The organism is Streptomyces sp. NPDC036984, from assembly GCF_055607665.1.
Genome location: NZ_JBVJRL010000015.1, coordinates 214,128 through 224,840, shown reverse-complemented (window position 1 = coordinate 224,840; position 10,713 = coordinate 214,128). Strand labels below are relative to the sequence as shown.

General features: G+C 73.3%; 11 protein-coding genes, 1 pseudogene and 1 riboswitch. Of the genes and pseudogenes, 7 read left to right on the top strand and 5 right to left on the bottom strand.

Going from position 1 to position 10,713, the window contains the following annotated elements; genetic code table 11:
- On the bottom strand, window positions 1-1,259 hold a 1,259-nt coding region (locus ACZ7DL_RS26335; protein WP_470777600.1), incomplete at its 3' end, for a cbb3-type cytochrome c oxidase subunit I.
- A 106-nt stretch (window positions 1,260-1,365) separates the two neighbouring features.
- Between ACZ7DL_RS26335 and ACZ7DL_RS26330 the strand changes: the two genes are divergently transcribed.
- Window positions 1,366-1,929, top strand: coding sequence for an RNA polymerase sigma factor (locus ACZ7DL_RS26330; RefSeq protein WP_470777598.1), 564 nt, complete (start codon window positions 1,366-1,368; stop codon window positions 1,927-1,929).
- On the top strand, window positions 1,922-2,911 hold the full coding sequence (locus ACZ7DL_RS26325; RefSeq protein WP_470777596.1) for a CU044_5270 family protein: 990 nt from the start codon (window positions 1,922-1,924) through the stop codon (window positions 2,909-2,911). Before ACZ7DL_RS26330 ends, ACZ7DL_RS26325 begins: the two co-directional genes overlap by 8 nt.
- Before the next feature lie 3 nt (window positions 2,912-2,914).
- On the opposite strand, the gene ACZ7DL_RS26320 is transcribed toward ACZ7DL_RS26325, so the two are convergent.
- The 3 genes from ACZ7DL_RS26320 to ACZ7DL_RS26310 all read right to left on the bottom strand — a co-directional run bounded on the left by ACZ7DL_RS26320 (window position 2,915) and on the right by ACZ7DL_RS26310 (window position 5,200).
- Window positions 2,915-3,763, bottom strand: coding sequence for a bifunctional 5,10-methylenetetrahydrofolate dehydrogenase/5,10-methenyltetrahydrofolate cyclohydrolase (locus ACZ7DL_RS26320; RefSeq protein ID WP_470777594.1), 849 nt, complete (start codon window positions 3,761-3,763; stop codon window positions 2,915-2,917).
- Window positions 3,764-3,789: 26 nt separating this feature from the next.
- Window positions 3,790-3,869, bottom strand: a riboswitch (ZMP/ZTP riboswitch).
- Between the two features lie 87 nt (window positions 3,870-3,956).
- Window positions 3,957-4,322: a nuclear transport factor 2 family protein gene (locus ACZ7DL_RS26315; RefSeq protein ID WP_470777593.1), complete on the bottom strand. Its 366-nt coding sequence runs from the start codon at window positions 4,320-4,322 to the stop codon at window positions 3,957-3,959.
- A 110-nt stretch (window positions 4,323-4,432) separates the two neighbouring features.
- Window positions 4,433-5,200 (bottom strand): acyltransferase domain-containing protein, encoded by a 768-nt coding sequence (locus ACZ7DL_RS26310; protein WP_470777591.1) that lies wholly within the window; start codon window positions 5,198-5,200, stop codon window positions 4,433-4,435.
- Window positions 5,201-5,403: 203 nt separating this feature from the next.
- On the opposite strand from ACZ7DL_RS26310, the gene ACZ7DL_RS26305 reads away from it, so the two are divergent.
- From ACZ7DL_RS26305 to ACZ7DL_RS26290, 4 genes and pseudogenes are all read left to right on the top strand, one after another.
- A complete protein-coding gene (locus ACZ7DL_RS26305) occupies window positions 5,404-6,492 on the top strand; it encodes an S-(hydroxymethyl)mycothiol dehydrogenase (RefSeq protein ID WP_470777590.1) in 1,089 nt (362 codons plus the stop codon).
- On the top strand, window positions 6,492-7,121 hold the full coding sequence (locus ACZ7DL_RS26300; protein ID WP_470777588.1) for an MBL fold metallo-hydrolase: 630 nt from the start codon (window positions 6,492-6,494) through the stop codon (window positions 7,119-7,121). The genes ACZ7DL_RS26305 and ACZ7DL_RS26300 overlap by 1 nt, the downstream gene beginning before the upstream one ends.
- A gap of 80 nt (window positions 7,122-7,201) precedes the next feature.
- Window positions 7,202-7,327, top strand: coding sequence for a hypothetical protein (locus ACZ7DL_RS26295; RefSeq protein ID WP_470777586.1), 126 nt, complete (start codon window positions 7,202-7,204; stop codon window positions 7,325-7,327).
- Window positions 7,328-7,346: 19 nt separating this feature from the next.
- A pseudogene (locus tag ACZ7DL_RS26290) lies at window positions 7,347-7,834 on the top strand (SDR family NAD(P)-dependent oxidoreductase); the annotation flags it as partial.
- Window positions 7,835-7,838: 4 nt separating this feature from the next.
- On the opposite strand, the gene ACZ7DL_RS26285 reads toward ACZ7DL_RS26290, so the two are convergent.
- The gene (locus ACZ7DL_RS26285; RefSeq protein ID WP_470777585.1) at window positions 7,839-9,227 is read right to left on the bottom strand and encodes a pyridoxal phosphate-dependent decarboxylase family protein; all 1,389 of its coding nucleotides are present in this window, start codon (window positions 9,225-9,227) and stop codon (window positions 7,839-7,841) included.
- Between the two features lie 76 nt (window positions 9,228-9,303).
- On the opposite strand from ACZ7DL_RS26285, the gene ACZ7DL_RS26280 reads away from it, so the two are divergent.
- Entirely contained in the window at window positions 9,304-10,701 is a 1,398-nt protein-coding gene (locus tag ACZ7DL_RS26280; RefSeq protein WP_470777583.1) for an aminotransferase-like domain-containing protein, read from the top strand.
- The last annotated feature ends 12 nt before the right edge of the window (window positions 10,702-10,713 follow it).

The window sequence follows — 10,713 nt, the reverse complement described above, 5'->3', positions numbered from 1 at the left end:
AACAGCGTCCAGAAGGTGATCTTGCCGAGGCGCTCGTCCAGCATCTTGCCGGTCCACTTCGGCCACCAGAAGTGGAAGCCGGAGAACATCGCGAAGACGACCGTACCGAAGACCACGTAGTGGAAGTGCGCCACCACGAAGTAGCTGTCGGAGACGTGGAAGTCCAGTGGCGGTGAGGCGAGCATGACGCCGGTCAGCCCGCCGAACACGAAGGTGATCAGGAAGCCGGTCGCCCAGAGCATCGGCGTCTCGAAGGAGAGCGAGCCCTTCCACATCGTGCCGATCCAGTTGAAGAACTTCACACCGGTCGGTACCGCGATCAGGAAGGTCATGAAGGAGAAGAACGGCAGCAGCACACCACCGGTGACGTACATGTGGTGGGCCCACACGGTCACGGACAGACCGGCGATCGCGATGGTCGCCGCGATCAGACCCATGTAGCCGAACATCGGCTTACGGGAGAACACCGGGATGACCTCGGAGATGATGCCGAAGAACGGCAGCGCGATGATGTACACCTCTGGATGGCCGAAGAACCAGAAGAGGTGTTGCCACAGCAGGGCTCCGCCGTTGGCCGCGTCGAAGATGTGCGCGCCGAACTTGCGGTCCGCCTCCAGAGCGAACAGCGCGGCCGCCAGGACCGGGAAGGCGAGCAGGACCAGGACACCGGTCAGCAGCACGTTCCACACGAAGATCGGCATGCGGAACATGGTCATGCCCGGGGCACGCATGCAGATGATCGTGGTGATGAAGTTGACCGAGCCGAGGATCGTGCCGAAGCCGGAGAAGGCCAGACCCATGATCCACATATCGGCGCCGATGCCCGGCGAGCGGACCGCGTCCGACAGCGGGGAGTAGGCGAACCAGCCGAAGTCCGCCGCGCCGTCCGGGGTGAGGAAGCCACCGACCGCGATGAGCGAGCCGAACAGGTACAGCCAGTAGGCGAACATGTTCAGCCGCGGGAACGCCACATCCGGCGCACCGATCTGAAGCGGCATGATCCAGTTCGCGAAACCGGCGAACAGCGGCGTGGCGAACATCAGCAGCATCACGGTGCCGTGCATCGTGAACGCCTGGTTGAACTGCTCGTTCGACATGATCTGCAGGCCCGGACGGGCCAGCTCGGCGCGCATGAGCAGCGCCATCACGCCACCGATCAGGAAGAACGCGAACGACGTCGCCAGATACAGCGTGCCGATCGTCTTGTGGTCGGTGCTGGTGAGCCACTGCACGGCCCTGGTGTCTCTGATCCTCTTCACGCCCCGCCTGTGTCCGCGCCCGGCCCGCCCGTCACACTCGGACGACGCGAGGAGCATCACGGAAGAAGGGTGTGACGATCCGGGGAATGCCGGACACGAACCGAGCATGAGCAACGACGAGATCTTCGCCGCTGCCTATCGCGCGCACTACTGGGCGGTCAGCCGCTATGTCGCGAGGCGACTTCAGGGGCGGGCCGACGAGGTGGAGGAAGTGGTGGCGGAGGTGTTCACGGTCGCCTGGCGGCGCCGGGCCGACCTGCCGGCCGTGCCGCTGCCGTGGCTGTACGGGGTGGCCCGCAACTGCCTGGCGAACGCGGTACGCGGCTACGGGCGCCGGCGCCGGCTGGTGGACCGGCTCGGCAACGACGAGGCCGCGCACGGCCGGCACATCGCCGCCGGGCCGGACGCCGAGGAACCGGGCGCCTGGGTGCACGAGGCCCTGGACCGGCTCACCCCGGCCGACCAGGAGGTGCTGCGCCTCGCCGCCTGGGAGGAGCTCGGTGCCGAGGAGATCGCGGTCGCCCTCGGCTGCGGACGGCGCGCGGCGGCGATGCGCCTGCACCGCGCCCGCCGCCGGCTGCGCGCCGAGGTCGACCGGCTGCGGCCCCCGGCCCCGCAGCCCGCGCACCCGGCCGACGCCACCCCCCTCAAGGACCCCCGCCATGCCTGACGAACTCGACCTCCTTCGCCACGCCAACCCGGTCCCCGACGACGGCCCCCGGTTCGGCGACGGCCCGCTGGACCACCGTGCCGAGCGGCAGCTGGAACGCCTGCTGCACCAGCCCCCGGCGCGCCGCCCCTGGCTCCGCCGCGCGCCCCGCCCCCGGCCGCTGTGGGCCCTGGCCGCCACCGGTGTCGTCCTCGCGACCGTCCTCACCGCGCTCCTCGCCGGCCCCGCCGGCGGACCCGCCCTCGCCGCGCCCCGGCCACTGACCGTGCGCGCCCACTCCGTGCCCGTACCGCTGACGCAGCTGGCCGACCTCGCCGAGGCGGCCGCCGCCGACGGCTCGCCACCGCTGCGCAGGGGCACGCACGTGCAGTCGTGGAGCCTCGGCATGAGTGACGACAAGCCGCCCGTGACCCTGCCCGAGGAGCGCGTGGTGCGCTGGCGGGCGGACGACAGCCACACCGAAGTGGTCGTGGCGACCGACCCCCGCCACCCCGGCCGCCCGGTCCTCACCGACGCGGGCGGTGCCCCGCGCCTGGTGGCCGACGGGCAGGTGCTGAGCCGGCGCACCTACCCGCCGAGCTGGAGCGACGCCCCGCCCGAGGCCCGCCCCCCGCACACCCCCTCCGCCCTGCGCGCCTACCTGGCCGAAACGGTCCGCGCCGGCACCCCGGACACCGGCGAACTTCTCGACGGCCTCCAGGAGTTGCTGGACCACTGGACGCTCGGCGCCCGCGAGTCCGCGGCCCTGGTCCGGGTCCTCGCGGACGCCCGGGACCTGCGGCCCGCCGGGCAGGTCACGGACCGGCTCGGGCGACCGGGGCAGGCGTACGTGTACGACGTCCCCGGCGGCGCCCGCCGGATGCTGATCCTCGATCCGCGCACCGGTGCGGTCCTCGGCCTGGAGACCACCTTCACGCGCAACCAGCCCGAGTACGGGGTCGGGGCGGGGGACGTCATGGAGTACAGCGCCTGGCTGCGCTGATCCCTACGCCCCGAACTGCCGGGCGGCGGCCGCCACGGTCTGTTCCAGCAGCGTGGCGATGGTCATGGGACCGACCCCGCCCGGCACCGGCGTGATCAGCGCGGCCCGCTCCACGGCCGAGTCGAAGTCGACGTCACCGACGTTCCCCGGGTTGTAACCGGCGTCGATCACGACCGCGCCCGGCTTGACGTCCTGCCCGCGGATCAGCCGCGGGCGGCCGACCGCGGCGACGACGATGTCGGCCTCCCGGACCGCCGCCGACAGGTCCCGGGTCCGAGAGTGGCAGTACGTCACGGTCGCGTCCCGGGCCAGCAGCAGCATGCCGACCGGCTTGCCGAGGATCGCGCTGCGGCCGACCACCACGGCCCGCTTTCCGGCCGGGTCCACGTCGTACTCGTCCAGCAGCCGCAGGATGCCGCCGGGCGTGCAGGAGACGAAGCCGGGCAGCCCGAAGCTCATCGTGGCGAACGAGGCGAAGGTGACGCCGTCCACGTCCTTCTCGGGCGCGATCGCCTCGAACGCGGCCCGCTCGTCGATGTGGTCGCCCACCGGGTGCTGGAGCAGAATCCCGTGCACGCCGGGGTCGGCCGACAACTCCCGCAGCACCCCGACGAGTTCGGCGGTCGTGGTGGCCGCGGGCAGCGCCACGTGCCGGGACTCGATACCGGCCTTGCGGCAGCGGTTCTGCTTCATGCGGACGTAGGTCACGGAGGCCGGGTCCTCGCCGACCAGCACGGTCGCGAGGCAGGGCGCGGTACCGGTGCGCTCGGTGAGGTCGGCGGCCTTCCGCGCGGTCTCCTCGACCGTGCGGCGGGCGAGCGCGGTGCCGTCCATGAGACGGGCCTGGGTCATGCTGCACACTCCTGAGCTGGATCGACTCTCCTCGCCCAGGCGCGCGGCACGACCACGGACCGCTCCCCGGTGGTACTCCACCTCAGCGCCAGTCACGGCCCGCGCACAGCGTAACCGAGAGGTCCAGGCCGGCCGCAAGGTGACCTGGACCTGCGCGACCCTCCTTCCGGCGTCCGGCACACCCGGCCGGGTCCTACTCGTCCCAGACCTGGACGATGAGCTGATCGGCGATCTTGCCGTCCCGCAGGGTGACCATCGACTCGGCGAGCACCCGGGTGCCGTCCTCGTACTCGCAGGACTCGCTGTAGGCGGCGTGGTCGCCCTGGACGACGCACTGCTCCAGCTTGTGCGTCATGTCGCGGCTGTAGATGTCGTCCAGCAACTCGGCGATCTGGCCCCGGCCGTGCAGGACCGTGGGGTGACTGGGCTGGTTGTTGCGGTCGACGATACGGATCTCCGCGTCGTCCGCGTAGAGCGACAGCAGGTTGTTGCCGGTGTTCCCCTCGATGCCCCGGCGCAGTGTCTCGGTGTCGAAAGCGGACCCCGTCGCGGTACCCATGGTGACCTCCTTCAGGCGCCCGCGGCCCGTCCGGAAGCGGGCCGCACGGGCCCCACCTCAGAGACTCCTCCGCCCCGGCGGCCTCGGCAAGCGCAGCCGGCGCCTCCGCCTCACGGGTGAGCGCGGCCCGCCGCCCGCAGGGCCGGCCAGTCCCGGGCCAGGGCGTACGCCGAAGCCGTGCCGTCGCCCGGGAGGCAGCCGGGGAGCAGGCTGGTGAGCCCGTCTCCGGGGCCCAGTTCCAGCCATCTGCGGACCCCCTCCCGGTGCATCCGGCCGACCGCGTCCGCGAACCGCGGCCGGCCCGGCGTCACCCAGAACTCCGGCTCGGCCGTCTCGCCGGTCACCGGCCGGGCGGTGACGTCGGAGACGAGCGGCAGGCGCGGGACACGAGGGTGCAGCGTGGCGAGCGTACGGCCGTACGCGGCGGCGATCCCGGCCGGGTCGGGCGAGCGCCGTGCCGGGCCCGGGCGGCCGCCCAGCAGCCGGGCCAGGGTGCCGACCGCGTGGCAGGCGCCGGCCAGGGAGAACACCCCGGCGGCGTACGCGGCGGCCATCCGCCCGGCCTCCTGGCCGAACAGCACGTCCGGCCGCACACCCCAGCTGCGCAGCAGCCGGTACTGCGCCATCTGGAGGGCGAAGACCGCCGGACCGGCGAACGAGGCCCGGCCCAGCAGCGCCGACACACGCGTGCCGTCGGCCGCGAAGAGCACGCTGCCGAGCGGGAGTTCCAGATACGGATCGAGACGCGCGCACAGGTCGTCCAGAGCCTCCGCGAACACCGGGAAGGCCGCCCGGAGTTCCCGCGCCGTCCCGGGGCGCGGCGGGACACCGGCCGAGAACAGGAACGCGGTAGGTCCCTTGCTGCCGTCAGGGGGCATGCCTCCATTGAGGCACGCCCGGGCCGGGCGGAGACACCGGACAAACCCCCGCGGCCAGCAAAAAGATTGCCATCATGGAATGGCGTCATCCGGTCACGTCTCCGTGTGGCGGAAAGATCCACGATCACCCTCGTGGTCAATCCCGCTGTCGATCGGTCGCGCGTAGGGTCGGCGGCGAAGGCAACCGAAGGAAGGGACAGACCATGGCGCAGGAAGTACGCGGCGTGATCGCACCGGGGAAGGACGAGCCCGTACGGGTCGAGACGATCGTGGTGCCGGACCCGGGGCCCGGCGAGGCCGTCGTACGCGTCCAGGCCTGCGGGGTCTGCCATACCGATCTCCACTACAAGCAGGGCGGCATCTCGGACGACTTCCCCTTCCTGCTCGGCCACGAGGCCGCCGGCGTCGTGGAGTCGGTCGGCGACGGCGTCACCGACGTCGCTCCCGGCGACTTCGTCATCCTCAACTGGCGGGCGGTGTGCGGGCAGTGCCGTGCCTGCCTGCGCGGCCGGCCCTGGTACTGCTTCAACACCCACAACGCGCGGCAGAAGATGACACTCGCCGCCACCGGGCAGGAACTCTCCCCGGCCCTCGGTATCGGCTCCTTCGCGGAGAAGACGCTGGTGGCGGCCGGTCAGTGCACCAAGGTCGACCCGGCAGTCTCCCCGGCGGTCGCCGGGTTGCTGGGCTGCGGGGTGATGGCCGGAATCGGCGCCGCGATCAACACCGGGAGTGTCGGCCGCGGTGACTCGGTCGCCGTCATCGGCTGCGGTGGCGTCGGCGGCGCGGCGATCGCCGGGTCCCGGCTGGCCGGCGCGGCCCGGATCATCGCCGTGGACATCGACGACCGCAAACTGGAGACGGCCCGCACGCTCGGCGCCACCCACACCGTCAACTCCAAGGAGGCCGACCCGGTCACCGCGATCCGCGAGCTGACCGGCGGGTTCGGCGCCGATGTCGTCATCGAGGCCGTCGGCCGCCCGGAGACGTACCAGCAGGCCTTCTACGCCCGCGACCTCGCCGGCACCGTCGTCCTCGTCGGCGTCCCCACCCCCGAGATGAAGCTCGAACTGCCCCTGCTGGACGTCTTCGGCCGCGGCGGCGCCCTGAAGTCCTCCTGGTACGGCGACTGCCTGCCCACCCGCGACTTCCCCATGCTGATCGACCTCCACCTCCAGGGCCGGCTGCCGCTGGACGCGTTCGTCACCGAGACCGTCCGACTGGACCAGGTGGAGCAGGCGTTCGAGCGGATGCACCACGGGGACGTGCTGCGTTCGGTGGTGGTGCTCTGATGACCGTGCGCATCGAACGCCTCGTCACCTCCGGACAGTTCAGCCTCGACGGCGGCACCTGGGACGTCGAGAACAACGTGTGGATCGTCGGCGACGAGCGGGAGGTGATCGTCATCGACGCCGCCCATGACGCCGAGGCCATCGCCCGTGCCGTCGACGACCGGCGCCTCATCGCCATCGTGTGCACCCACGCCCACAACGACCACGTCAACGTGGCACCGGAACTCGCCGACCGCACCGGCGCCACCATCTGGCTGCACCCCGACGACCTGTCGCTGTGGAAGCAGACCCACCCGCACCGCGACCCCGACCGGCATCTCCTCGACGGCCAGGTCATCGAGGCCGCCGGCGCCGACCTGACCGTCCTGCACACCCCCGGGCACGCCCCGGGCGCCGTCTGCCTGTACGACCCCGGTCTCGCCACCGTCTTCACGGGCGACACCCTCTTCCGGGGCGGACCCGGCGCCACCGGACGCTCCTACTCCCACTTCCCGACCATCATCGACTCCATCCGCAACCGCCTTCTGGCCCTCCCGCCGGAGACCAAGGTCCTCACCGGCCACGGGGACTCCACCACCATCGGCGCCGAGGCACCCCACCTGGAGGAGTGGATCGCCCGCGGCCACTGAGCGTAAAAGCAGACAGAAGATGTCCGGCTTCCCGGTCACAGTGGAGCACGACAGCACTTGCACCACACGGGAGTCAGGACATGTCAGGACCGCTGGAAGGCAAGGTCGCGCTGGTCGCCGGGGCGGCCCGGGGCGCCGGCCGGGGCATCGCCGTCGAGGGGTTCCCGGCCGGTGGCAGGGCGCCTGACCGGTGGCAGGGCGCCTGACCGGTGAAGGGGCCACGTCCCGTTCTTCGAGGACGACCGCGACGACGCCTGGGCGCGCGACATCGACGTCACCCTCACCGGCGCCTACCGCTGCTGCCGCGCCGCCCTGCCGCACCTCGCCGCATCCGGGCCGGGGCCATCGTGAGCATCGGCTCCGTCAACGGCCTCCAGGACTTCGGCGACCACGGGTACAGCGCCGCCAAGGCCGGTCTCGGCTCCCTCACCCGGGCCCTCGCCGGGGACGCGGCGGCCCGGGGCGTCCGGGTCAACCCGGTGGCGCCGGGCACGGTCCGCACCTCGGCGTGGGCAGGACGCGACGGCGAACTCGACGCCGTCCGCGTCCTGTACCCGCTCGGCCGGGTCGGCGAGCCCGAGGACATCGCCGCCGCGGTCGCCTTCCCCGCCTCCCGCGACGCCGCCTGGATCACCGCGACCGCCCTGGTGGCCGACGGCGGCCTCACCGCCGTAGACACCGGCTTCCACGCGGCCGTACGGCGCCCCTGCTGACCCCTCAGGCCGAGGCCGCCGCCAGCGCCTTCAGCACCCGGTCGGTGTCGGCCTCGGTGGTGCGCCAGTTGCTGAACGCCGCCCGCAGCCCGGGCACCCCGCCGTACACCGTCGGGGTCACATACGCCTCCCCGGACGCGGCGACCGCCTCGGCCAGCGCGGCCACCCGCTCCTGGGAGGGGTCCGTGGCGAGCGTGAAGCAGACGACGTTGAACCGCACCGGGGCCAGCAGCCGCAGCCACGGCAGCGCGTCGACGCCCTCGCCGAGCCCGCGGGCCAGGGCCACGTTCCGCTCCACGATCTCCCGGTGCCCGGCCTGCCCGTACGCCGCCAGCGAGAACCAGGCCGGCAGGGCGCGCAGCCGTCGTGAGTTCTCCGGGGTGAGATGCAGGAAGTCGGGTTCCCCGACGGGCAGGCCGAGATACGGCGAGGCGTTGTGGAACACCGCCACCTGGAGATCGCGGCGCCGGGTGAACTGGATGGCCGCGTCATAAGGGACGTTGAGCCACTTGTGCAGGTCCACGCAGACCGAGTCGGCCGCGTCGAGACCGTCGACCAGCGCGGCGTACCCGGGGGACAGGGCGGCGAAGCCGCCGAACGCGGCGTCCACGTGCAGCCAGAAGTCGTACCGCTCCTTCAGCGCGGCGATCGCCCGCAGATCGTCGAAGTCGACGGTGTTCACGGTGCCCGCGTTCGCCACGACGATCACCGGCCGGCCGTCCGCCTCGGCGAGCGCCGTCTCCAGCGCGGCGACGTCCACGGCCTCCCGGTTCCCGGGCAGCAGCGGCACACGGCGCAGCCGGTCCCGGCCGATGCCCAGCACCGACATCGCCTTCGTGATGCTGGAGTGCGGGCTGCCGGAGAGCACGTCGACCGAGCCCAGCGCGGCGGCGCCCGCCCGGGAGACGTCCACGCCCAGCCGCTCGCCGACCCACTCCCGGCCGATCGCCAGCCCGACCGTGTTGGACATCGTGGCGCCCGTCACGAACGCCCCGCTGTGCGCCTCGCTCAGCCCGAACAGCTCGCGCAGCCAGGCCACCGTCTCCCGCTCCAGCTCCTGCGCCCAGGAGCCGCCCGCCCCGGACAGGTTCTGGTCGAACGCGGACGTCAGCCAGTCACCGGCGACGGACGCGGGCGTCGCGCCACCGGTGACGAAGCCGAGGTAGCGCGGGCCGGCGGAGCCGGAGAAGCCGGGCGCCCACCGCTCGGTGAACCGCGCGAGGGCGCCGTCGCCGCCGACGCCGTCGGCCGGGAGCGGGGCACGCCGGGGCATCGGGCCGGGCGCGGCGACCGGCCGCTCGGCCAGCCCCGCCACCTCCCGGGCGGCGACGTCACGGGCGGACTGGAGCAGTTCGGGAAGCCGGGAGAGATCGTCGGCGAGGCTACGGTGCATGCGCCGCAGCCTAGACAGGAGCGGCCACCCCGCGCCTGGTCCACTTCGCGGGAACTGGACCAGGGACACTGGACCGGTGGACACTGGATTCGTCGCCGCGCTCGGCGACTGGCGCACCCGGCCCGGCCCCCTCGCCCGCACCCTGGCGGCGGCGGTACGCGACGCCGTGGTCGACGGCCGGATCCCGGCCGGCACCCGACTGCCCTCGGAACGGGAACTGGCCCGCACCCTGCACCTCAGCCGGGGCACGGTGGTCGCCGCGCTCGACGTGCTGCGCGCCGACGGCTGGCTGCACACCCGGCACGGCAGCGGCAGCGCCGTACGCCTGCCCGCCCGCCTCACCGAGCGCACCACCCCCTGGTCCCTGGACCGGGGCGGCGCCCCGGACGCCGACCTGGACCTCACCCTCGCGGTGACCGCCGCGCCCCACGAGGCCTACCGCGCCGCCGTCGCCCGGGCCGCCGAGCGCAGCGCGCCCCTGCTCGTGGACTCCGGTGTCGCCACGGCCGGCCTGCCCCGGCTGCGCGAGCTGCTGGCGGACCGCTACACCCGGGCCGGCCTCGCCACCCGCCCCGAGCAGATCCTGGTCACCGCGGGCGCCCAGGCCGCCCTCACCCTGCTCCTGGACCATCTGCACACCGACCGCAGGGCACCCGTGGTCGTGGAGAACCCCGCCTACCCCGGCGCCCTCGCCGTCCTGCGCGCCCGCCGGGCCCGTCTGCTGCCGGTCGCCGTGTCACCGAGGGACGGCTGGGACACCGACCACCTCACCGCCGCCGTACGCCGGCACCGCCCCCGGCTCGCCTACCTGGTCCCCGACTTCCACAACCCGACCGGCGCGCAGATGGACGCACCGGCCCGCCGGGCCCTCGCCGCCCTCGCCGACCGCCATGAACTGACCCTGATCGCCGACGAGACCATGCGCGAGCTGGACCTGCGCACCCCGCCCCGTGGCGAACCTCACCTCGCCGGGGCGCGGGTGATCCAGATCGGCTCCGCCAGCAAGACCCTGTGGAGCGGCCTCCGGGTCGGCTGGATCCGGGCCACCGCGGACCTCGTCCGACAGCTGCGCCGGGGCCCGCTGCAGGCCCAGCTCGCGCCGCCGCCCCTGGAGCAGCTCATCGCCGCCGAACTCCTCGGCGAACCGCTCCCCGCCCTGCTCGCCGACCGCCGCGCCCGGCTCCGCGCCCAGCGCGATCACCTCGCCGAGCTGCTCGCCGGCACCGGGTGGACGTACACCGTCCCGCCCGGCGGACTGACCCTCTGGCTGCGCCTCGGCGACGACGGCCCGAACGCCACCGATCTTGCGGCCCGGGCCGCCGCCCGGGGCCTCGCGATCACTCCCGGCCCGCACTTCGCCGCGGACCGCGCTACCCTGACCCACCATCTCCGCCTGCCGTTCACGGCGACACCGCAGACGCTGACCCGCGCCGTCGGGCTACTGCGGGAGTGCGCCCGGAGCACGGCCGTCTAGCCCGGGCCGTGC